The 22,960-nt window shown below is 44.9% G+C and carries 16 protein-coding genes; 10 read left to right on the top strand and 6 right to left on the bottom strand.

Annotated features, from left to right (window positions below):
* Positions 1-228: 228 nt before the first annotated feature.
* From FX988_RS15010 to FX988_RS15000, 3 genes are read left to right on the top strand one after another with little or no spacing between them, the layout of a single operon-like run.
* The gene (locus FX988_RS15010) at positions 229-1,602 is read left to right on the top strand and encodes a DNA-3-methyladenine glycosylase 2 family protein (RefSeq protein WP_160180951.1); all 1,374 of its coding nucleotides are present in this window, start codon (positions 229-231) and stop codon (positions 1,600-1,602) included.
* The gene (locus FX988_RS15005; protein ID WP_160180950.1) at positions 1,602-2,108 is read left to right on the top strand and encodes a methylated-DNA--[protein]-cysteine S-methyltransferase; all 507 of its coding nucleotides are present in this window, start codon (positions 1,602-1,604) and stop codon (positions 2,106-2,108) included. The genes FX988_RS15010 and FX988_RS15005 overlap by 1 nt, the downstream gene beginning before the upstream one ends.
* Positions 2,109-2,117: 9 nt before the next feature.
* Complete coding sequence (locus FX988_RS15000) at positions 2,118-3,020, top strand: DMT family transporter (protein ID WP_160180949.1); 903 nt, start codon at positions 2,118-2,120, stop codon at positions 3,018-3,020.
* A 30-nt stretch (positions 3,021-3,050) separates the two neighbouring features.
* Here the strand turns inward: FX988_RS15000 and FX988_RS14995 are convergent, their stop codons facing one another.
* The gene (locus FX988_RS14995) at positions 3,051-4,475 is read right to left on the bottom strand and encodes a diguanylate cyclase (RefSeq protein ID WP_160180948.1); all 1,425 of its coding nucleotides are present in this window, start codon (positions 4,473-4,475) and stop codon (positions 3,051-3,053) included.
* 392 nt (positions 4,476-4,867) lie between these two features.
* Here FX988_RS14995 and glmU point away from each other — a divergent pair, with 392 nt between their 5' ends.
* The 3 genes from glmU to glmS all read left to right on the top strand — a co-directional run bounded on the left by glmU (position 4,868) and on the right by glmS (position 8,964).
* Positions 4,868-6,229 carry a bifunctional UDP-N-acetylglucosamine diphosphorylase/glucosamine-1-phosphate N-acetyltransferase GlmU gene (gene glmU, locus FX988_RS14990; protein WP_160180947.1) on the top strand — a complete coding sequence of 454 codons (1,362 nt, stop codon included), beginning with the start codon at positions 4,868-4,870 and terminating at the stop codon, positions 6,227-6,229.
* A gap of 119 nt (positions 6,230-6,348) precedes the next feature.
* Positions 6,349-7,128 (top strand): DeoR/GlpR family DNA-binding transcription regulator, encoded by a 780-nt coding sequence (locus FX988_RS14985; protein ID WP_160180946.1) that lies wholly within the window; start codon positions 6,349-6,351, stop codon positions 7,126-7,128.
* A gap of 3 nt (positions 7,129-7,131) precedes the next feature.
* The gene (gene glmS, locus FX988_RS14980; RefSeq protein ID WP_160180945.1) at positions 7,132-8,964 is read left to right on the top strand and encodes a glutamine--fructose-6-phosphate transaminase (isomerizing); all 1,833 of its coding nucleotides are present in this window, start codon (positions 7,132-7,134) and stop codon (positions 8,962-8,964) included.
* Positions 8,965-9,104: 140 nt separating this feature from the next.
* On the opposite strand, the gene FX988_RS14975 is transcribed toward glmS, so the two are convergent.
* On the bottom strand, positions 9,105-11,087 hold the full coding sequence (locus tag FX988_RS14975; protein ID WP_254700626.1) for an alpha/beta hydrolase family protein: 1,983 nt from the start codon (positions 11,085-11,087) through the stop codon (positions 9,105-9,107).
* Between the two features lie 368 nt (positions 11,088-11,455).
* A complete protein-coding gene (locus tag FX988_RS14970) occupies positions 11,456-12,244 on the bottom strand; it encodes a PaaX family transcriptional regulator (protein WP_160180944.1) in 789 nt (262 codons plus the stop codon).
* Between the two features lie 304 nt (positions 12,245-12,548).
* Here FX988_RS14970 and FX988_RS14965 point away from each other — a divergent pair, with 304 nt between their 5' ends.
* From FX988_RS14965 to FX988_RS14955, 3 genes are all read left to right on the top strand, one after another.
* Positions 12,549-14,213 (top strand): isovaleryl-CoA dehydrogenase, encoded by a 1,665-nt coding sequence (locus FX988_RS14965; RefSeq protein WP_160180943.1) that lies wholly within the window; start codon positions 12,549-12,551, stop codon positions 14,211-14,213.
* A 281-nt stretch (positions 14,214-14,494) separates the two neighbouring features.
* Positions 14,495-15,199 carry a DUF445 family protein gene (locus FX988_RS14960; protein ID WP_160180942.1) on the top strand — a complete coding sequence of 235 codons (705 nt, stop codon included), beginning with the start codon at positions 14,495-14,497 and terminating at the stop codon, positions 15,197-15,199.
* A 424-nt stretch (positions 15,200-15,623) separates the two neighbouring features.
* Complete coding sequence (locus tag FX988_RS14955) at positions 15,624-18,146, top strand: response regulator (RefSeq protein ID WP_160180941.1); 2,523 nt, start codon at positions 15,624-15,626, stop codon at positions 18,144-18,146.
* Positions 18,147-18,151: 5 nt separating this feature from the next.
* Here FX988_RS14955 and FX988_RS14950 read toward each other — a convergent pair whose 3' ends face one another.
* Together FX988_RS14950 and FX988_RS14945 are read right to left on the bottom strand one after the other, a co-directional pair.
* A complete protein-coding gene (locus FX988_RS14950; RefSeq protein ID WP_160180940.1) occupies positions 18,152-19,045 on the bottom strand; it encodes a LysR family transcriptional regulator in 894 nt (297 codons plus the stop codon).
* Positions 19,046-19,127: 82 nt separating this feature from the next.
* The gene (locus FX988_RS14945; protein WP_160180939.1) at positions 19,128-19,892 is read right to left on the bottom strand and encodes an MBL fold metallo-hydrolase; all 765 of its coding nucleotides are present in this window, start codon (positions 19,890-19,892) and stop codon (positions 19,128-19,130) included.
* A gap of 260 nt (positions 19,893-20,152) precedes the next feature.
* Here FX988_RS14945 and yjjX point away from each other — a divergent pair, with 260 nt between their 5' ends.
* Positions 20,153-20,716, top strand: coding sequence for an inosine/xanthosine triphosphatase (gene yjjX, locus FX988_RS14940; protein ID WP_160180938.1), 564 nt, complete (start codon positions 20,153-20,155; stop codon positions 20,714-20,716).
* Between the two features lie 14 nt (positions 20,717-20,730).
* On the opposite strand, the gene pdsS is transcribed toward yjjX, so the two are convergent.
* The gene (pdsS, locus tag FX988_RS14935; RefSeq protein WP_160180937.1) at positions 20,731-22,959 is read right to left on the bottom strand and encodes a proteobacterial dedicated sortase system histidine kinase; all 2,229 of its coding nucleotides are present in this window, start codon (positions 22,957-22,959) and stop codon (positions 20,731-20,733) included.
* Position 22,960 lies beyond the last annotated feature (1 nt).

Raw genomic sequence — 22,960 nt, 5'->3', positions numbered from 1 at the left:
ATGAACAACTCCAAAATAGTGGTGATTAACATAAATTTCCTCTTATTGGCGGTGGATGACGATGGAAAAACGGCCGCGTATTATCAGCTGTATTCCCTATGAAATTCAACAAGCAATTAGTTAGTGGAATTGGCATAACAACAATTTTGCTTTGAGTTCCGTTTTCGACGCATAATAGTTGCTCACCGGATTACCATTAGTCCATGGCTTAACCCATTCGGTTCCTTCATGCTAACAATACACGATTTCCAACAAGCAAGATTAACCCGCGATCCGCGATTTGATGGGCGTTTTTTTATTGCAGTCAGATCCACCGGGATCTTTTGTCGTCCTATATGCCCTGCAAAGCTACCACGTGAAGAAAACGTAGAATACTTTACCTTGGCTCAACAAGCTATGCTTGCCGGTTACCGCCCTTGTTTACGTTGTCGTCCGGACAGCGCCCCGCACTCTCATGCATGGAATGGTGTCGATACAACTGTCAATCGAGCACTGTCTTTGCTGAGTGAGAACCTGCATTTAAGCATGACCTCAATTGCCGAAAAACTGGGTATTAGCGACCGATACCTACGCCAACTGTTTCTTCAACACATCGGTTTGAGCCCAAAACAGTATCAAGTGTACGAGCAAATTTTATTTGCCAAACAATTACTTCAGCACACCCAACTACCGATAGAGCATATTGCCGATGCCGCGGGCTTCAACGACGCTAGGCGTCTACAATACAATATGCAACGTGTAATGCGTCGCACACCTAAAGAATTACGTAAAAAGCCGACAAGCAATATGCAACCCATAGTGATCCCGTTGGCTTACCGGCCGCCTTATAATTGGTCGCATATACGTGATTTCTTGGCGCGCCGTGCCATCCCAGGTACAGAAGCGATTGATAAAAACAGTTATGCCCGCAACTTTACCTTAGGCGCGAGTAAGGGGCATTTTCACGCCCTACACCAAGCTGACAAAAATCGTTTTCACGTCACATTAACCCTTGATGATTTAACGCAACTCAAGCCTGCATTAAACAATATACGACGTATTTTGGATGTAGATGCAGACAGCGTCACCATAGATAACCAAATTCAGCAAAGTGGGTTAGATCCCAAGCTCATCACCCCTGGTATCCGCATACCGGGTATTTGGAATACCTTTGAAGCGGGTTGCAGAGCCATTCTCGGCCAACAAATATCGGTAGCAGCGGCAATTAACCTAGTGACTAAATTGGTTGCCAACCTAGGCGAAACCGTACCCGATGAGCAGTGTCAGCAAATTGAACTTACTCGATTTTTCCCCACACCTGAAGCGGTTGCAAATAGCGACCTTAGCTTTCTCGGTATGCCAAATAGTCGACGCGAAACGTTGCGCAGGTTTGCCGCATTTTATACCCAGCATCCTGATGCGCCTCCCAACGAGTGGCTTTCTATTAAGGGCATTGGTCCATGGACCGTCGCGTATGCAAATCTGCGTGGGCAGTCACACGCAGACATATGGCTAGACAGTGATTTGGTCATCAAAAAGCAGTTAACATTACACTCTATTGACGCAAACAAGGTAAGTCCTTGGCGCAGTTATTTAACATTTACTCTATGGAGCCAAGCATAATGGCTAAGCGCAGACTGATTTACTCCCATTGTGAATATTTACCCACGCCCAGTGGCTTATTAAAAATTTGTGCAAACGACGAAGGCATATCGGCTATTACCTTTGTAATGCAGGAAGATACGCCGGTAATCAGCAATGCGGTCACAAAAGAAGCGAAACAACAGCTTAACGAATATTTTAACCAACAACGAAAAGCATTTGATTTGCCATTATCGCCTGTGGGAACTCAGTTTCAACAAAATGTCTGGCAGCAACTTTGCGCCATTCCTTATGGTGAAACATGCAGTTACGCAGACATCGCAAAGCAATTGAATAACCCCAATGCAGTGCGTGCTGTGGGCAGCGCTAACGGTAAAAACCCTATCTCTATCGTCGTACCTTGTCATAGAGTAATCGGGGCAAATGGCACACTAACCGGTTACGCCGGCGGGCTAACACGTAAGGCCGCTTTGCTTAAATTAGAAAACCCCAACTTTACTGCGCCTGCAGGCAAATTGACTACATAAGGAAATGTCATGCAAATACGGGAGTTATTAGAGTTAATCTTGCTTGCAAGCATATGGGGTGCCTCCTTTATTTTCACGCGAACGGCCACACCAGAGTTTGGCCCCATCAGCCTAATTACCCTGCGAGCGGGGCTTGCAAGTCTTATCTTATTGCCGTTTGTATGTAATAGAATAGCGATTAGGCAGCTAACTCGGCACTGGCGAGGCATATTAGTGGTCGGGTTAACGAACACGGCTATTCCATTTTGTTTATTTAGCTACAGTTTACTGCATATAGGGGCGGGATATGCCTCGGTGATGAATGCAACAGCCCCTATGTTTGGAGGATTAATAGGCTGGCTTTGGTTAAAACAACGGCTCTCTGGATTCGCCATGCTAGGACTACTGATCGGCTTCATGGGTGTTTCCGTTCTCAGTGTGGCGCAAGCCGATGCGTTTGATCCACTCTCTATTTTGCCGACCCTAGCGACTTTAGCCGCAACCGCACTGTATGGCTACGCGGGCTGCTTTACTAAGGAATTTCTCAGTGAGGTCAAGCCAATGGCACTTGCAGCAGGCAGTTTATTCGCCGCGACGATATGCCTACTGCCGCTCAATATATGGTTTATGCCAGATACCTTACCCTCGGCAAAAAGCTGGGGAGACGCCATCGCCTTAGGCGTTTTATGCACCGCATTAGCGTACTTAATGTATTTTCGCTTAATCGCTAATGTCGGGCCAAGCAACGCACTAACCGTCGCTTATCTTATTCCGGCCTTTGGCATTATGTGGGGTATCATATTGTTAAACGAAACATTTACTCCCCTAATGTGGTTAGGCGTAATACTCGTTATTAGTGGTGTGCTACTTGTCACCGGCGTTGCAAAGGGCTTGGCAGGCAAGCGCAGGTTGAAGTCCAAGCCTGCGCAGTGATTAAAATAATAAACGCAAGAACTTGGACACTCAGTGTTCTTCAATTAGCTGTAGGCGCACCACATTGCGCCCTTCGCGCTTAGCGGCAAAAAGCGCATCGTCTGCAGCGGCAATCACTTCATTTATCGCCCTTGGGATAGCAGTAAAAGACACACCAAAGCTAGCGGTCATTTGAATAGACATACTGCCGGTCGTAATGGTCATATTCGCCAAACGATTACGCACCGTTTCAGCTACTTCCACTGCTTCATGTGGGCCGGTATTGGGCAGTAATAATAAAAACTCTTCCCCGCCCCAACGGCCTAAAATGTCTTGGTCCCGTAGCTCTAACTGTAACATAGAGGCTATTTGACGCAGTACAATATCGCCTGCCTTACGGCCATGGGTTTCATTCACTGACTTAAAATTATCCAAGTTAATCAGCACCAAGCTAACAGAGGTTTTTTCGTACATTAAGCCATCAAATTTTAACGACATACTGGCGCGATTAGGAAGCTCAGTTAGCACATCAATTTGTCGGGTTTTTTGCATGTCTTTTTTGAAGTAATACAATAAGTTGTAAATAATCAAAAACAGACCAAAAATTAGCACGAGCAAAGTGACCACACTGAATATAAAGCCGCGACTGATTTCCGTTTGGCGTGATTCAAGTGGCGTCATCAAATATAAGGTCCAATCGAATGGTTGAATATTAAGTTCAGCCACTAGAAAGTCAAAACCGTTAATTTTAACGAGCAAATTATTTAAAGAGCCCTGCTGCTGTTCTTCTGACAAATCTTTAAACCAAGGCAAATCCGCTAAATTGGTGAATTGCGAATTAGCCGCGACCAGTTTAGGATCAGAGGAAAGCGTGATGTTTTTGTCTTGGTCAGCAAAAATGAAGTCATAACCGTACGTGTCTTTGTAACGGGCGAAAATATCCAAAAAACTACGCAGGCTCTTACCTACCCCAAAAAAGCCAAGGAAGCGCTGGTTCTCATCAAAGACTTTTAAATCAATATAGAAATGAGTGTCTTCCCACTTGCCGATATCGGCTATTTCGTTTTGCGCTGAATTTTTATATTTAAAATACCAACTGACATCACCTTCGATCAGCTCAGTGGTCGTGCCATCAGAGTAATACTGGCGCCGGCTTTTTTCGCTAGCAATAAAGAAGTTCATACCAAATTCGCGATGCAAGCGCTTAAGGCTCGAAAAAACGGCCTGTTCATCTATAGTGTGTGCGCCCATCAAGTCTTGTAGCTCTTTGGCCTTAACAAGCGTTTCGGAGATATGAAGAGGTTTCATTAATTGCTCTACAATTAACTCAACAGCTGGAGAATGAGACTGTTGCTGGGCTCGACTTTGCTCTGCAACAATTTTAGAGACACTAAAGTGCACCAAAGTTACAATGGATACAACGACGACAACAAAGAGCAGTAAAATACTGCGATGTAATGTTCTAAATATATTCACAAACTGCCCTGTATTAAATAAACCAAAAAACTGCTTATTAGCCTGCCCTGTTAATCATTAACTGTAGCACCACTAATTAATTGTTCACGTTAAACTAAACACCTGTTTTTAACCAATTAAAAAACAATTTTGGCAAAACATTAATACAGTAAAACGCACTAAAGACCATATAACTCACCAGCCAAAGCTGAAAAGGTAGGTAAACTTACCCCAAGATGATCATTATACGCAAGCCTATTAGCAAATCACATTGTACTTTGGTTGCAAAGCATAATGAGGTCTTTTGACGTAATGGTATTGCTACGTATTACCTAGGCATAATGGATCAAGCGCTGGTAGTTTTATGCTGCATCGGTAAAATACCTCGCATCAATTTAAACACAGGATACAAGATGGCTTTTTCAGTAGTGATACTCGCAGCAGGAAAGGGGACAAGAATGAAATCCTCTATGCCCAAGGTTTTACACCCTATCGGTGCAAAACCTATGGTTCAACGGATTATTGATACGGTCAATCAATTAGGGGCCCGCAGTATCAACTTGGTTTATGGTCATCAAGCCGAGCAACTTCAGCAAGCCCTAGGTCACAACAAGCTGAATTGGTGCTTACAGGCAGAGCAGCTCGGTACGGGCCATGCTGTGCAGCAATCTGTGGAGCATATACAAGATCAAGAAGACGTGCTGATTCTTGTAGGTGATGCCCCATTAATAAAAGCCAACACCCTGCATAATCTTTTGCAAACCAAGACCCAAGCGGATGTTGCCTTGTTGACCGTTGATGTAGCCGACCCAACAGGCATGGGTCGAATTATACGCCAAGGCGAAAATGTGACTGCTATCGTCGAACATAAAGACTCCAGCGACGCCCAGCGACAAATTAGCGAAATAAACACCGGTATGATGGTGTTAAACGGTAAAGATTTAAAACGCTGGCTAGCCAACTTAAACAGCAACAATGCTCAAGGCGAATTTTACCTCACCGATGTCATTGAAATGGCAGCCAATGAAGGCAAAGTCATCAAGGCCGCTCAACCTAGCAGTGAAATTGAAGTCGAAGGGATCAACAACCGTAAACAATTGGCCGCTATCGAGCGCGCTTTTCAATTTGAACAAGCCGAAGAATTAATGATGCAAGGCGTGAGTTTATTAGACCCTCATCGTTTTGACTTACGCGGCGATATAATCGTCGGGCAAGATATCGTCATTGATGTGAACGTGGTTATCGAAGGCACAGTAAAAATTGGCTCAAATGTTACGATTGGCCCGAATTGTATCTTAAAAGATTGTGAAATAGCGGATGGTGCAACCATTGAAGCCAACAGTATGCTCGACCAAGCAAGCGTAGGGGAAAACTGCTCCGTTGGCCCTTACGCACGTCTACGCCCAGGGGCCGTCATGCATGAAAACGCCCGTGTTGGCAATTTCGTAGAAATGAAGAAAAGTACCCTAGGCAAAGGCTCTAAAGCCAATCATTTAACCTATTTAGGGGACACCACAGTGGGTGTTGGTGCCAATATAGGCGCAGGCACTATCACCTGCAATTATGATGGCGTAAACAAATCAAAAACCACCATTGGTGATGGTGCATTCATTGGGTCCAATAGTGCTTTGGTCGCCCCAGTGCAAATAGGCAATATGGCCACAGTGGGCGCAGGCTCAGTGGTAACCAAAACCGTTGGTGATGAAGAATTAGCCATTGCTAGGGCCAAGCAGCGCAATATGACAGGATGGCAGCGCCCTACTAAAGGCGAGTAACCCCAGCATATAACGACAAAAAACCTTCGTCCGCGAAGGTTTTTTTATATCTGAGCAAAGCGTCTTAGGGTAAAAAGAAAGGCTTTATCTTTCATTTCGAAACATATATATTTCGTTTCATGCAAAAACGAAATACTCAACAACGTCGCCGCGCTATTATTGAGCGCCTTAATATTCACCGTGAAGTCATGGTGGATGAACTTGCCCAGTTGTTCTCTACTTCTGAGGTCACGATCCGTAAAGATCTGACCGAACTAGAAAATAACGGCCTGTTGTTGCGAAAGTTTGGCGGGGCGGTTCCTTTGCCGCAAGATGCGTCAGAGTTATCCAGTGAGAAACTTTCAGCACGCAAGATTGCTATTGCTGAGGCCGCCCAGAAACTCATCAAAGATCACAACCGCATCATTATCGATAGCGGGAGCACCACAGCTGCACTCATTCCCTTGTTAAAAAGTAAGCTTGGCTTAGTCGTTATGACCAACTCTTTGCATGTAGCTAATACCCTGCTAGAAGGGGAGAACGAGCCCAAAGTCATAATGACAGGCGGCACATGGGACCCGCAATCCCATGCCTTTCAAGGAAAAATGGCGGAACAAGTATTACGTGCATACAATTTCGACCAAGCATTTATTGGTGCCGCTGGTTTAGATTTAAATACAGGAACGACGACCTTCAACGAACTAACCCAACTGACCCAAGTCATGGCAGAGGTTTCCAGCGAAGTGGTTGTGATGGCAGAATCAGAAAAATTACAGCGCAAAATACCCAATGTTGAGCTGCCCTGGCAGGCAATATCAATCTTGGTCACGGACGAATTTATCGCACCAAGCGATAAACAACATATTGAACAACAAGGCGTAAAAGTCATTTGCGCCCAAACTAACCGAATTGGAGCATAATCTATGTGTGGGATTGTTGGCGCGATTGCCGAACGTAACGTGGTCGAAATATTACTTGAAGGCTTAAAACGTCTCGAATATCGCGGGTACGATTCCGCAGGTGTGGCTTTGCTGGACGGCGAAGGTCACTTAACCCGTACTCGCCGTACAGGTAAAGTGAAAGAACTTGCAGATGCACTACACAATCACCCATCAAAAGGCAATATCGGCATAGCCCATACGCGCTGGGCAACCCATGGTGGTGTTACAGAAGCAAACGCCCATCCGCATTTTTCCTCTGAACGCATCGCGGTTGTTCACAATGGCATTATTGAAAATTACCAACACCTGCGCAGTGAACTTACCGCTAAAGGTTATGGTTTTGATTCAGACACAGATACCGAATCCATTGCCCATCAAGTGCATTTTGAAATTGACCAAGGGGCAGACCTACTGCAAGCCGTACATAATGCAGTGAAAAAGTTCGAAGGGGCCTATGGCACTGTCATTATCGATAAAAATGACCCTGAGCGCATGATAGTCGCCCGCTCAGGCAGCCCACTGGTGATCGGCTTTGGTATTGGTGAAAACTTTATCGCCTCGGACCAAATGGCTCTGTTGCCGGTAACACGCCGTTTTATGTACCTAGAAGAAGGTGATGTAGCAGAAGTGACTCGCAGCAACGTAACCGTTTATGACCAAGACGGTCAAATAGTGCAACGGGACATCGTCGAGTCAGATATTGAACACGATGCAGGCGACAAAGCGGGTTATCGCCATTACATGCTCAAAGAAATCCACGAGCAGCCCACCGTTGTGCGCAATTGCCTACAGGGTCGCCTTGGTGAGCACGACATCAGCCCCAATATTTTCGGTCAGGATGCAGACAGTATTCTTGCCACCATCAAACACGTACAAATCGTTGCCTGTGGCACCAGTTATCACTCAGGTATGACCGCCAAATACTGGTTAGAGCAATATGCCAATGTGTCATGCAACGTGGAAATTGCATCCGAATTTCGTTATCGGAAATCTTTTGTTCACCCGAACAGCTTGTTAGTCACCATCTCGCAATCCGGTGAAACCGCCGACACGCTGGCCGCCCTGCGTTTGGCAAAAAGCTTAGGCTACAGCTCAAGTCTAACCATTTGCAATGTGCCGGGCTCATCCTTGGTGCGCGAGTCAGATCTTGCTTTTATGACGCTAGCGGGCGCAGAAATCGGCGTTGCCTCGACCAAAGCTTTCACCACCCAACTTACCGGCTTTTTGATGCTAACGCTCGCATTAGGTAAGCACAACGGCATGAGTGAAGCAGATCATAAAGCCATAGTTGACGGCTTACATAGCTTGCCAAGTAAATTAGAGGAAACCTTAAGCCTAACCCAAGGCATTAAAGACCTAGCGGAAGAATTTGCCGACAAGCATCACAGCTTATTTCTAGGTCGTGGGGATCAATACCCTATCGCAATGGAAGGTGCCCTGAAGCTCAAGGAAATATCTTACATTCACGCTGAGGCTTACGCGTCAGGCGAATTGAAGCACGGCCCGTTAGCCCTTATTGATGACGAAATGCCCGTTATCGTGGTCGCTCCTAATAACGAGCTGTTAGAAAAACTTAAATCGAACGTGGAAGAAGTGCGCGCAAGGGGCGGTATCATGTACGTATTTGCCGATAAAGAAGCCCACTTCAAAAGCGACAAAACCATGCGCGTCATCAATGTCCCCCATTGTTCAGCGGCCATCGCACCGATTATTTACACCCTACCGCTACAGTTATTGTCATACTACGTAGCGATTATCAAAGGCACGGATGTAGACCAACCTCGCAACCTAGCCAAGTCGGTCACAGTCGAATAAACTTTTGATTTTTATGGTTATTTTTGTGCGTTCAAGTTAAAGTTTGAAATTGATATAAGTTTTTCTAACCCGCTTTAAAAGCGGGTTTTTTCTCTCAAAACCCGAAACACTCTTTATCGGCGTTTTACAAATAGGCTGAATTAATGCTTTAAATTTTCATCAAGAAAATCAAGCAGCCCCTGATAGAGTTCTCGTCGATCTTCTTCATCAAATACACCGTGGCCAGCTTGAGAGTATTTTAAATACTTTGGTGGATTTCCAACTTTGGTTAGTGCCTCAGACAGCGCTTCTGAGTTAATCTCCGGTACTCGTCTATCTTCTGAGCCGTGAATTAACATCACTTTCGCTTTGATTTTATCTGCATGATATAACGGAGAGTAGGCTTTTAACTGCGCTTGGTCATTTCCCAGTACACGCTGTAAATAGGCTTTTCCGCCCCAGTTGTTGGGTATATCACTTTCTGTGAACATGTATTGTAAATCGTAAATACCTACATAGCCTATCGTACAATTGTACAGGTCGGGCTCTTTCACCGCTGTCATAAGCGCAGCGTAGCCACCGTAACTTGCCCCATATGCACAAATATTATCGCCATCTACATACTGTTGCTCTATCGCCCATTTAACCGAGTCATTTATATCATCGATCATTTTACCGCCCCATTGGCGATAACCTAGTGATTTATATCTCTCTCCGTATCCATCACTGCCCCGGAAGTTCATTTGCATCACGGCGTAACCACGGCTAGCTAAGAGTTGTGTTTCACTGTTGTAATCCCAAAAATCTCTAGTGCCAGTTTGATGAGGGCCGCCATGAATCATAACCACAAGAGGCGGCTTTTGTTCGTCACTTTTCTGCTTAGGCAGCGTGAGATAACCATTGATCATTTCACCGTCAGAGGCTTTCACCTGAATAGGTTTCATGGCTGCGAGTAGTCTAGGGTCTATCCATGAACTATTTGCCCAAATAAAACGTGCAGCAAGGGTTTCGCGATCGAATAAGTAATACTCTCCCGGATTCACATCACTTCGTACATGTACCAGCAAGGTTTTCCAATCTCTGGTATGGCTGGCAATGCTGACGGTTTGTCCTTTGAAGGCTCCGGCTAATGACTTATGCAGCTTACTCGTTGGGGATCCGTCTTTTGCATAAACATACTGAGCTTTGCCAGGATAAGTAATTCCCACGGCAGGCAGGCCGTTTTTGTCATATACCACTTGCTCTATATCAGTATCATGTGGCTCGAAAATCTCAACGTACTGCCCAGTAGCAAGATCTAATTTAAAATAGGTAAAAATCCCCTCTTCACCGGTAAATCCTGACATGTAAACGAATTTTTCATCTTCACTTAAGCCCCTAGGAATAAAATTTTTACCTACGTTAAACACATCCTTTAGGCTCTTCCACTCACTCTCATTGTCTTCTCTGTATGCAGCGTGATATTTACCCTCTTCGTCCTGCCATCTCATAAAAACAATCTGACCATTTTTTGTCGCTAAGGCACTGCTACTTTTGTGAGGTAATACATCTACTTTTCGCTTTTTCCCCGAGATAATGTTTAGCTTGCTTATCTGCGCCGGTCTTACCCGGTTGTCGTAATAGCGACTGCCATCTTTGTCCCATGGATATTCACTAATAAGAATATGCCTGTCATCATTTTCCAATAAGCTTATTACCTCTTGACTGGCAAGAACATCATCTTTGTTAGAGAGTCGGCTGCCTGTTTTTGCGTCATTTGCACGATAACCATAGAGCATTGTATTTTTGCTACCATCGTAGTTAATGGCATATAACTCCCCCGTAGGGACCGGCCTGTCCAGAGAGGACTGCTTTTCAGCATATTCAAACACAAGGCGTTCATTATTCGCCCAAGTAACAGTGTGAATAATGTCGTTATTTTGCGGCCGCACACCGCCAACTATCTTCATATCGTTCGTAGAGAGGATCCCCAGAATTACTTTATTATCGATACGGATACGGGCAGCTAGGTATTTGCCATCAGGAGAAAGCTGTAAGTCGAGATAGTCACCGTGTTTGATAAAATATGCTAGGGGTAGGTCTTCATTCGCAGAAATGAATGAAGCATAAAAGACCAGTATGGCCACCAAAGTCCGTTTCATCATAGTCCATATACCTTTTGGGCAGGGGCATCAAAATAATAACCTACATCACCACCCAGTGCTTTTCAACAGTCAGTACAAGCCAAATCGCTACATTTAACCTGGTACAATTGGCAATAATATTATCCAGCCTAACGTTTTAGTGCCGTTAAAAAGAGCTTACTTATTAATTTAATTGGGTAATTTTTTCTCTCACACAACTAATTAAACTTCCCATTCGTATTCGTTAATAAGATATTCGCTGAAAATTAAAAAATGAAGATTGAATGAATTTGCGCTAGCCAAAAACGTAAAGCTGAGCCCGTACTACTTCTCTCATACCAATTCCAATAAATTATTAACCACTCAGCGAAAATTAAATGGAACTGGTATTAACTTGATTCGCGCAGAAACTGAAGCCAAATCTGTTCGCCTATTTGGTCATACTCTTGCACTTTTGCACGAAATGCTTGGCGAAGTGATTCATTAATTAGAGGGGCTGGTAGTAATGGATCGAAAACCAATTGCTGTAAGGCGCTATCCCCCACTAAATAGCTCTCTTTGGCGGCATCTTTCAAAGACAACTTAGGTAAGCGTTCTAACGCTTGTTCAATATCAAGTATGCCTTGTTGATAACGCGCTTCAAGTTCTGTCACCGGCCAAAGATCGCGGGCTTTATCTTCCATGTCGGAATCAAATTGCGCCACCTTGAAAACCGGCGCACTGGGATCTACGCCTAAGCTATGTAAGTGGGTACGCACATAACCAACCCCGGCCGAAAAATTATTAGGTCTTAGATAAAAATCGTTGGTGATCGCCTGCATACCGAGCATTTTCAGGGCCCGAGCAGTGACTCGCTGCGCTTTGCGATCACGTTTAGCTTGAGTGTGCGTTAGTAACCCAACCCACTCTCCCTGCCAAGAGCCAACTTGCTGCTCAATGCTGCGCCATGCCCCAACCTCTTCGGCTAACGCTTGCCCTTGTTGACCCAAAGCATAAAACCCTCTGTCGATTAAATTCAGCAGATCGGCCGCTTGCAAGCGCGTGAGCGTGACCCGCATATTGTTTTCAGTGATACCAAATAGTGCGCCGACGCGTACTGCACTCGCCGCATCCATTTTTATTCCTGAACGGGAGCCAAGCAACTTTAGTAACAAGCGCCTAGGGACGGGTTTTTCCATCTTCTCTATTTCCACCTTGGTGATGCTTAGCAAATTGCTAATAACTTGCGCACAAACCACACAATGTACCTAATTGCCTGGCTACAGGCAAAATCCGTGTATTGCCTCCCATCGTACCGCGGTATGCAACACAGAATACGACAGATAAAATTTGACGAACAACAGCGAGATTTCGTCAGGCATCTTCATAAAATATATGAAATATCACATATAACTGACCCACTTAGAAACCAAATATTACGAAAATTGACACATTAGAGCATATTAAGTAATGTTATAAAAAATGCGCAATAAGGCATCACCGATGACTCCAGCTTTTTCCTTTACAACCCATGACGTAGAAAACCAACCAGAGATCATGTCTCCCTACAATTTGTGGTCGTGTGACAACTTGCTAAAAGCGGCAGTCAAGTTGAACGGGGGCCAACACGCCGAGCAGTTACTGGAAAATTATGGGCATGAGGTAGGCCATCAACTGATGGATGCCGGCGAGCAAGCCAATCGACATAAGCCAATCTTTCAGCCATTTGATCGTTACGGGCGCAGAACAGACACTGTAGAGTTTCATCCTGCGTATCATGAGTTAATGGCCGCCGCGATGAAGTCACAGGTGCACGCCTACTCATGGAGAAATCCATCGCAAGCAGGCGCTCACGTTGTTAGAGCCGCACTCCTGTTTATGCACTATCAAGCAGACGCAGGCACGTCGTGCCCCTTGACGATGACCCATGCGGCAGTGGCAGTTCTGAAGCAGTCACCGAATTTGCCAGCATTTTGGACACAGAAATTGATCAATGGCGAGTACGACCCCCGTGCATTACCCGCCGAGCAAAAGCGTGGCCTTACACTAGGTATGGGGATGACAGAAAAGCAAGGTGGCTCTGATGTGCGGCGCAATACAACCCAAGCAATAAAGCAACCGGATGGTAACTATCACATTGTCGGCCATAAATTCTTTTTTTCTGCCCCTTTATGTGACGCGCACCTAATATTGGCGCAAACAGAAAATGGACTAAGTTGCTTTTTACTACCGCGAATATTGCCCGATGGTCAGTTAAACCAAGTCCGTATTCAGCGCTTAAAAGATAAGCTAGGTGATTGGAGCAACGCCTCGTCAGAAGTCGAGTTTCAAGGGGCGACAGCTTATTTAGTGGGCGAAGAAGGTCAGGGTGTGAAATTGATCATTGATATGGTCTCTCTTACGCGTCTAGATTGCATGATTGGCTCGACCGCTTTGATGCGCCAAGCACTCGTGCAAGCATTGCACCATACTCAGCATCGAGTAGCCTTTGGCGCAAAACTCATAGACCAACCCCTTATGAAAAATGTACTGGCGGATCTCACGTTAGAGGTCTCAGCCAGTCTAGCCTTAACCATGCGCGTAGCCAAAGCTGTCGATTTAGCTAGCACCAATAGACATGAAGCGGGTTTATCCCGTATCGCCACCGCGATTGGCAAATATTGGATATGCAAACGTGCCCCTGCATTTGCGAATGAAGCCCAAGAATGTTTGGGCGGTATCGGTTATGTAGAAGAAAACATCATGCCGCGTTTATATCGCCAAGCGCCGTTAAATTCTATTTGGGAAGGCAGTGCCAACGTACAATGTTTAGATGTGCTCAGAGCCTTACGAAAAGAGCCCGAAGTAAAAACAGCGCTGTTTGATGAACTAAATACGGCAGTTGGTAAAAATAACGCTTATGACAGCCACATCAAAACCCTTATTACCGCCTTTGACGAGCAAGAAACCCTTGAAGTGCGCAGTCGTTTGGTGATTGAGCAAATGGCTCTTGCACTGCAAGGCGCCCTGCTTTTAAACGCGGAGGATCAACAAATGGCTGAGGCATTTTGCCAAACCAGATTGGATAAACAGCAGGGATTGGTATTCGGAACGCTCCCTCCTAGCGTACCTTTTGATGAAATCATAAAGCGGGGCATGCTCAAAAGTTATACCAATTCCATTAAATAATTGGTATTAAATGGATATATTTAACATGCAGACACTGGGAAGTGGCGACGGTTTTTAGCGCGACTAACGTCACTTTGTGCTTCCCAAAAATTGTCCAAAAACCACACATTGGTAGTTCATATGCCAACGAGGCTAGTTCGAACTTATCTCTGAAATGCACGGTCCTTTATTCCCTAGCAAATCCTGTTGTCACCCTACCCGCTGCCCTGCTAGCATAGCGCCAATTCGAGACAACTGTGCTTGTTTGCACGTTATTTATACCCATTCTTTAAGGAGCCATTTTGAACAAAAGTATCCTAACCAATTTAGTTGCCCTGCTGTTACTTGTATTGGGGTTAGTGTTAGAAAATATGATGGTCACCACCATAGGCGTATTTGCGTTGTCTGGTGCAGTGACAAACTGGCTTGCGGTACACATGTTGTTTGAAAAAGTGCCGCTGTTATACGGCTCAGGCGTCATTCCCCAGCGCTTTGAAGAGTTTAAGGCTGGGATCCGCGAACTGATGATGACGCAGTTTTTTACTGAACAAAATATCAATCGCTTCCTGACCAGCGGTAATCAACAGATCAAACTGGACCTCGTCCCAGTATTGGAAAAGGTCGATTTAGAACCAACGTTCGATTCTTTAGTTGAAGTTATCAACGCCTCTTCTTTTGGCAGCATGCTCGGAATGTTCGGCGGCGCAGAGGCGCTCACGCCACTGAAACAGCCATTTGTAGAAAAAATGAAAATCTCCCTGATCGAAATAAGCCAAGATGAGCGTTTTCTTGAGACCTTAAGCAGTCAGTTAGAGCAGCCAAATGTGATGCAAGACGTACAACAGAAAATCGAATCGATTGTTGAGCAACGTCTAGATGAACTTACCCCTAAAATGGTCAAAGACATTATTCAAGCCATGATCAAAAAACACTTAGGTTGGCTGGTTGTCTGGGGTGGGGTCTTCGGGGGACTCATAGGTTTAATCAGCGCGTTGCTTCTCGCATAAGAAATTGCACTTTGAAAGCCACACCTTCCTGCTTTGCCAAGGTTGTGGCTTATTTTTAATTAACTAATCAATGAACTGAATACGGTATCAACTTTGTACGTAATCCAGTATTGCGCAAGATTTTTCTATTTACTTTACAAATGCACTTGAAAACAATTCTCATTTAGATTAAATTAATCCTGCCTGTTTGATACTGAGTTTCACTGGTCCTGGCTTGGTGTCGCATCCGTGGCAGATATTTCAGCCGAAATATCTGCCATTCTTAATATTTCTTCCTTTATCCATTCTTCCTCCATAATTTCTTACGTTAATTAACTTTGCAGTTGTTGATATTTATTCATCCGAGGAGTACGGTGAAGCTTGGTGTAAAAGGCAAATGACTTGCCCGTACCAACCCCTTTAGCGTTGAAATGGATGACATGGAATGAAGTATCTTGCTAGTGGTAAAATGGCCAATGTCGTTTTTTTAGTGACTTTTGTGCTCGGTAGTCTTGTCGCGCTTTTGTTATTTAATCAGGGCGTGTCTACTTATCGTAGCCAAGCGGCCAGTCATGCCCAACAAAGCATGCAACATTTCGTTGCCCGTTACGACTTGGCGTTGCAACAAACAATGGAGCGCAATAATAAGCTTGCAAAGGCTATTCAATCAAACCCTCAGATAAGTACCTCTCAATTAAATCAATTTATTCAATTGGTCTATCCAAATCCCCAAGACGTAGCTGAGCTGTTTTGGGTAAAAAGCAATGGCCTTGTATCACCTATTCATTTTTCCCCCATGCAGGGTTTAGTTGAGCTAGAGACGGAGTTAGACGCTTACATTCAGCCATTTATCGCACGAGCCGAGAAGCAAAATGATGTCGTAGTATCTCCTATTTTAGACCCACAAATAACCCAAAACACTCACCCGCTTTTTGTTATCGTGCACCCCGTGGCCGCACGTCCTCAAAATAGCGACTTTGGCTTTATCATTTCAGTGCATCGTATTGCATCCTTAACTCAAGCCTTGACGCATGAGCTCAATCGCACGCAGTATGCTTATGTGCTGGCCGATCACGAACGCCACCCTTTTGCCTTTCCTGATAATAAAATGCTGGCTGATTTACCGAATGTCAGCCTTGAGCATCAGGATATTACAAGCGTTAATGTGCCGTTAAACATACATGGGCACAAATGGCATCTATGGGTTTATCCTGCTAGTAACCATTTTAAGTCGATTCCATTAATTCAATATATCTATTTGAGTATGGCACTGATTGGCTGCCTTTTTGTGAGTTTGCTTTTGCGCTACGGCCTTATGCAACACCGGGCTCTTTATTTACGCTATTTACAAGAAAATAATAACGCCAAACAACTCGAAAGCGAATTGCAGCAAGCTCAAAGTGCCCTACAAGAAAGCAATCAAACAGCCAAGCATGCATTAAGTGGTAAAACCCAATTTATGACAACCCTGAGTCATCAAATCCGTACACCTGTCAACGGTATAATTGGAATGACCGACTTATGTATGCAAACTGAACTGACACTCAAACAACAGGATTACCTGCGCAAAATCCAGATGTCTGCTCAACATTTAAACGGGGTATTGGTCGACTTATCAGACTACGCCCTGCTAGAGTCCGGTGAGTTAAGACTTCAAGAACATCCATTTTCGCTACATGAAATCGTTGATGGCTTATATGCGATGCTTTCTAAAGAAGCCCAAGACAAAGGGCTTTCTTTTAACATTACAGTACCGCATACCGTGCACTGCGACTTGATTGGTGACAGTCGTCGCATAAAAGAAATTTTACTTAATTTATGCGCGAATGCGATTGAACATACCACCAGCGGACATGTTCATTTAGTACTTAACGCTGATACAGAGCAAACTGCTTCTTCTCCAGACAGTGATTATCGATTGCGCTTTATGGTCAGCGATACAGGCACAGGATTTGCCCAAGAAGACATCACCAAGTTATTCAAGCAAAGCCAGCCACTGGAGCGAAATAAAAATGTCAATGGTGGTTTAGCTCTGTCTATTAGTCAGGCGCTATGCAAACTAATGGGCGGAGAAATCTCTGTCAGTAGTCAGTTGGGAATAGGAAGCTGTTTTACTGCACACATCAATTTAGAACTTAATAACCTGATTATCACTGAACCCGAGCAACCTAAGTTGCTATCTAAACCTCAACGCATCGTAGTCATTGACGACAATCCAATTTCGCTCACTATGTTGGAACATGCATTGACCAGCATGGGGGCTGACGTTCAAGCTTATCAATTTGCCAGTGATGCGTTAGATGCTTTATTAGACGGTGAGCAACCTGACGTTATTTTATTGGACTGGGTTATGCCACAAATTGGCGGCTTGGCATTTTTGACTCGTCTACAACAGTCTGACAACAAGATAACCAGTCGAATACTGATTTTGACTGCCTACGAAGCAAGCAGCATTACTCGAATGAGCCAGCACTTCCCGATAGAGCGTATTCTTAGCAAGCCTTGTCGTAATGAGGAGTTGTTTCACATCCTCGAAGGGCCTGCGCCTGCATCTATTTCACTTATAGAAGAAAGCCAGCCCAGATTAAATGGCTTAGTGGTTTTAGTGGCCGAAGACAATATGATTAATCAAGAGATCATCTGTGAGCTACTCAGCGCTGAAGGTGCAACGGTTATCCCAGCAAATGACGGGCAACACTGCATTGACGAGCTTAAGCGTGCACAACATGTTGATATCGTGCTTATGGATATCAATATGCCTGTTATGGATGGATTAACGGCGCTTAAACACATTCGCACTGAATTAGCGATGCCTGATTTACCTGTGGTTGCACTAACCGCCAATATTTTTGAGCATGACAAAATCCACTACCTACAACAAGGTATGAACGAACACTTAGGCAAACCTTACGATCGAGATAAAATCGTTAAGTGTATTTTAACGCTAACCGAGCAAACGAAGCTGTAACCTGACTACATAAGATGATCAGTCTGTTTCGCCAGATCAATAAAAGCGTTTTGATATTCAGGGCGTGTTTCTCCAGCCCTGAAGCCAAGATGAATGTTTTTGAATATGCCAGACTTCCCTAAACGAACCGGTACTATCGCCAAGTCTTTTTGATGCTGCTCTACCAGCCATTTGGGCAATGCAGCTACGCCACGCCCAGCACTCACCATTTGCAGCATAATTTCAGTGGTTTCAATCGTGCGATGACGTCTAACGCTTGCACCAGCAGGCGTTAAAAATTGGCTGAATACATCTAAACGACTGCTCTCAACGGGGTAGGTTATCAATACGTCATGACTTAGGTCTTGAGGCTGAACAAAGGCTTTTTCTGCGACAAAATGAGACGTTGGCACCACAAGCACATGTTCATATTCAAACACGGGTAAATACTCTAAGCCTTTTTGAAAAAGCGGATCGGGCGTGATTAACATATCAATGTCATAGCCTAGTAGTGCCCCTAAACCGCCGAACTGAAACGCTTGGCGTACGTCAACATCCACATCGGGAAAACGTTGCAGAAAAGGTGACACCACCTTTAACAGCCACTGATAACATGGGTGGCATTCCATACCGATGCGTAACGAACCACGCAGACCTTGGGCAATTTGCTGGATCACCTGTTCGCTATGTTCAAATTGAGGTAACACTCGGTTGGCTAAATTTAACAACCCTTGCCCGGCTTGCGTTAAACGTAGTCGGCGACCGTCTTTTTGCCATACTGGAGCACCTAAATGCACTTCTAGCTTTTTGATCCCATGGCTCAAGGCTGATTGGGTTAAATGCAAAGCATTGGCCGCTTCGGTTAGGGTTCCGTGTTTATCCACAGCGTGAATGATGGCTAAATGATGACGCTCTAACATAACAGCAAACCTATGAAAAAAATTCATGCAATATGGAAAATATACCATTATTGCGACTAGTTAGCAGAGCTGAGTACGCCTTTTATTTCCATACCCGTTTTTTCAGGCCTAACGCGCGCCGACTTTTCGCTTTAACTACGCGCCAAGGCGTTTGCGGCCCTTTAGGTACGCTCGCACGTAAATACGCGTAATCCTCATCATTTAATTGCACTTCACCACCGTGAGCCAACAATATTGATTGCGGCCGAATGGCCATAAGCTTGTCGATTGACCTCCCGTAAACCTTAGGAAAGAACACCGGAAACGGCGGAATAAATCGACTTTTCACTTTTACCACCAGATCAGCCACGTACATGCGTTGACTTGGCATATGCATTATCGACAAGTCACGGTCGGTGTGTCCTGGCGTCTCAAACACACACCATTCATCAAACCCGGGGATCGTTTGCTTATCTACCAGCGTGATATCCGGTTTCAACGTTTTGGCGTACCACATACTTTTACGCTCGCGCCCTAACCGCTTAGCTACCCAGCGTGCTAGCCCCAAATCCGTTAAGTACATCAACCAACCTGAAAACCCTTTGTACCAAGAGTGCTCGACGTCGCTTGAGATAACTTTACAACCAATGAGCTTTCTTAGTTGATGCGCCGCCCCAGCATGATCTGGGTGCATATGCGTCACCATTACTACTTTCAAGTCACTAAAGGGACGCTTAAGTTCTTGCGTAATAAAATGACGCAGCGTGTCTACATCCGCTCGGGTACAACCATCTAGCAGCATGAGTCTATCTGGATACTCCACCAGATAAATTGACTGAATATAACCCTGTAAATGATGTAACTTCATAACCCTTGTTGCTCTTTAGACGCTTTCTTACACTTGAACAGGATAACGAGCATAGCCATTGATACGAACTTTTAGTTATAAATAGTTGTGCCAAAAAAATTGATATAACTTCGATTTGTATGGCCCACAAAGCAAATACTGTCGCTAAATACCCAAAGCGCGGGGCGAGCTTTTTAAACCCAGCGTAGAACCTTCAAACATTTTACTGTGTTACCCTGCTTCATTTGTGCATTACTGCATTGGCTGTAAAGGAGCTAATTTTGTCTCATTCTTTATCACCTGCCGCGCTTCACGTTGTCGTAGGCTCCAAAAATCCGGTTAAAGTAAACGCAGCGAAAAACGCTATCAGTATGCTTTACCCTGACCATCAAATAACGTGTGAAGGTATGCACGCCCCATCAGGAGTGGCTGAACAGCCCATGACCAGCGAGGAAACCCGTATTGGTGCGATGAATCGCGTTAGGTATTGTCAGGCGAATGCTAAAGCAGATTTTTATGTCGCGATGGAAGGGGGCGTAGATAAATTTGAATATGGGCCCGCAACCTTTGCCTACATAGTCATTGCCAATCATGAACGCAAATCTATTGGCCGCGGGGCGATTATGCCCATCCCAGAATCTGTTTATCAAGCGTTAGCGAATGGCGAAGAACTTGGCCCGTTAATGGACAAGTTGTTTAACACCAAAAACGTCAAGCAAAAAGGAGGGGCAATAGGGTTACTGACCAACGGCAATGCGACGCGAGAAGGCAATTACACCCATGCAATGGTGCTGGCAATGGCACCGTTTTTACACCCCGAGCTGTATCCAGTTAACCCCAAATAGATGCTTTGTCATACCTAAAAAATGAGAGATACACGCACACCAATAGGCTGGCTAGAATCTGAGAGCTGATTTTCAATTTGAATTTCAGCGTTGTGAAATTGCGCTATGACTTTGGCAATATGTAACCCTAGGCCTAAATGAGGTTCAGACGTAGCATGCTCAGGACGAACCGATACCATAGAGTCGAATAGCTTACCTTGCATATGTTTAGGCAATGCGGGGCCTTTGTTGTCAATATTTAGCACATGCTTGGAACCACGTTGGGTTAATTGCACCGCTATCATTGAACCTTGCGGGCTAAACTCAAGGGCATTGGCGACAATTTTATCTAGCATTTGGCCGAATAAATCCCCCGAACCAAGCAATAAAGTCACCCCAGTTTCATTGCTATACGAAAAGTGATGGCTGGGGTACGTCATTCGATACCCTTCTACATACCCACTGAGCAAAGCATTTACATCAAACTCTTCGCGCTCATCACTTTGCACTGCTTGCTCTAAACGGGTGGCTTCGCTCATGTTATTTAAAATACTGCTCAAGCGTTTGATGCCCATTTGCGCACGTTCGATGTACTGGGCATCTTCATTTGTATGCTGGCTAAGTTGGAGGTTTTCTAAGGATGATTTAACAATGGCCACGGGCGTGCGCAACTCATGAGATAACCGCGACGACATATTCTGCAAATACGCGTTGTACTGCCCTAGCCTGCCCAGTACTAAGTTAAACGTATTGGCTAGATCACCTATCTCATCTCGCGCGTTTACATTGGCAATGCTACCAATGATTTTTCCGTGACTGTCGATAGCAGCCTCAGTTTGATTTCTAAGTTTACGTATACGAAATGACATGCGCGAAGCAAATAGGAACAACGCCAGAGTACCCAGCCCCATAACCGCTAAGATCACATGAAACAGTTTTTCCAAAGCACGATTTCGCAAGGTGCGGATCCCATTTGTGGTTTGCTCAACCACCACGGCGCCCATCACCTTTTCATCAATAAAAATAGGATGCGCAGCCGAGAGGATCACCGCTTTGTTGTCAGGGCTCAAGCGCCACAAAGAAGCAGGCGTGCCAGTAAGCGCTTGATTAATATCTTGGCCTTGCAGCGCGTAGGCATCTTGTAAGTCATCAATAAAATCGGCAGGGGGCTTAGTTAATATTTGATAATATATGGGCAATAACCATTCTTGCTCGATACGTTGCCACCAGCTTTTTTTAAGGCCCTGGGTTGATGAATAAGCGCTGCTACTTAATCCGACAGATTTATGGATATTGCCCGAGCGAGCTAATACTCGCTTGTGTTTATCAATGACCCACACCCTAGCATTCGAATACTTTAAGCCCTTGATGATATTTTCGATTTCCGGCGATGGCACCAGCACAGTGCCTAGGGCATCGCTTTTATTTGGGTTTGCCGTACCTATTCGATAACGCATTTGCCGACTTTGCGGATCATCTACATCGGTAATAGCGAACGCAATTTTGCTGCTTATCATTGCTAAAGGGAAACGCAGCTCGATATTGTAGCCTTTAGCCGTGTTTAACCAGCGGCCTTGAATTTGTGTTTCAAGAGAAACTGGGCGCATAGAGTCAACCGGCTCGGCTAATAAATAGGCATTGACCCAACCTGCTTCTTGCGGCGCCACAACATAACGCTGAAAACGACCATTTTGGTCGCTCATGGCTATTTGCAGATAGTCATTGCGGTCAACCCTCAGGCTGTTTTTCCCCCTAAATAAAACATTTTCATCAGTGACTTCAAACATGGCATACAGATACTCGCCAAACTGCCCCACCATATGCCGAAAGTGAAAACTACTCGCCTGATAGTCATCATGGTAATCAAGCAAATGGTCTTGCCCATACTCAAGGCTTAAATGTTGATAATCCTGCCAGTCATCTAACTTGCCATCTAAACGAATAGGGTCGTGTATTTTGTGTGCGTATAAGTCGGTGCCGGGTTTAACATCGGTTAAATACGCGCTTTGGGTGTCAAACAGAGATGGCCGTTCGTGTAAAGCTGTAGCAACCGCTCGCGCTGTGCCAACCATGGTTTGCTCTTGCCCAATGCGCAGGTAACTTTCCAGCTCCCATACGTATTGATAACCAAGCCAAGGGATAGCAAACAAAAACAAAGATAAAGCCAGAAGCTTTAAGCGAATACCAAAGCGAAGATGAAACCGCTGCTTATTTGGCTCATGGCTGGTTTGTTGATTTATAGGTTGACTGACAGGACGGCTCATA

The organism is Paraglaciecola mesophila (assembly GCF_009906955.1).
Taxonomy (GTDB): Bacteria; Pseudomonadota; Gammaproteobacteria; order Enterobacterales; family Alteromonadaceae; genus Paraglaciecola; species Paraglaciecola mesophila_A.
Note: the sequence above shows the minus strand (reverse complement) of the source record. Positions and strands in the feature narration are given on the sequence as shown.

Bases quoted from the DNA above. Each gene is read 5' to 3' on its own strand.
- FX988_RS14970 (WP_160180944.1), bottom strand. From the start codon at position 12,244: ATGGAAAAACCCGTCCCTAGGCGCTTGTTACTAAAGTTGCTTGGCTCC.
- FX988_RS15005 (WP_160180950.1), top strand. From the start codon at position 1,602: ATGGCTAAGCGCAGACTGATTTACTCCCATTGTGAATATTTACCCACG.
- glmS (WP_160180945.1), top strand. From the start codon at position 7,132: ATGTGTGGGATTGTTGGCGCGATTGCCGAACGTAACGTGGTCGAAATA.
- glmU (WP_160180947.1), top strand. From the start codon at position 4,868: ATGGCTTTTTCAGTAGTGATACTCGCAGCAGGAAAGGGGACAAGAATG.
- FX988_RS14985 (WP_160180946.1), top strand. From the start codon at position 6,349: ATGCAAAAACGAAATACTCAACAACGTCGCCGCGCTATTATTGAGCGC.
- FX988_RS14975 (WP_254700626.1), bottom strand. From the start codon at position 11,087: ATGATGAAACGGACTTTGGTGGCCATACTGGTCTTTTATGCTTCATTC.
- FX988_RS14955 (WP_160180941.1), top strand. From the start codon at position 15,624: ATGAAGTATCTTGCTAGTGGTAAAATGGCCAATGTCGTTTTTTTAGTG.
- pdsS (WP_160180937.1), bottom strand. From the start codon at position 22,959: ATGAGCCGTCCTGTCAGTCAACCTATAAATCAACAAACCAGCCATGAG.
- FX988_RS15000 (WP_160180949.1), top strand. From the start codon at position 2,118: ATGCAAATACGGGAGTTATTAGAGTTAATCTTGCTTGCAAGCATATGG.
- FX988_RS14965 (WP_160180943.1), top strand. From the start codon at position 12,549: ATGACTCCAGCTTTTTCCTTTACAACCCATGACGTAGAAAACCAACCA.
- FX988_RS14945 (WP_160180939.1), bottom strand. From the start codon at position 19,892: ATGAAGTTACATCATTTACAGGGTTATATTCAGTCAATTTATCTGGTG.
- FX988_RS14950 (WP_160180940.1), bottom strand. From the start codon at position 19,045: ATGTTAGAGCGTCATCATTTAGCCATCATTCACGCTGTGGATAAACAC.
- FX988_RS15010 (WP_160180951.1), top strand. From the start codon at position 229: ATGCTAACAATACACGATTTCCAACAAGCAAGATTAACCCGCGATCCG.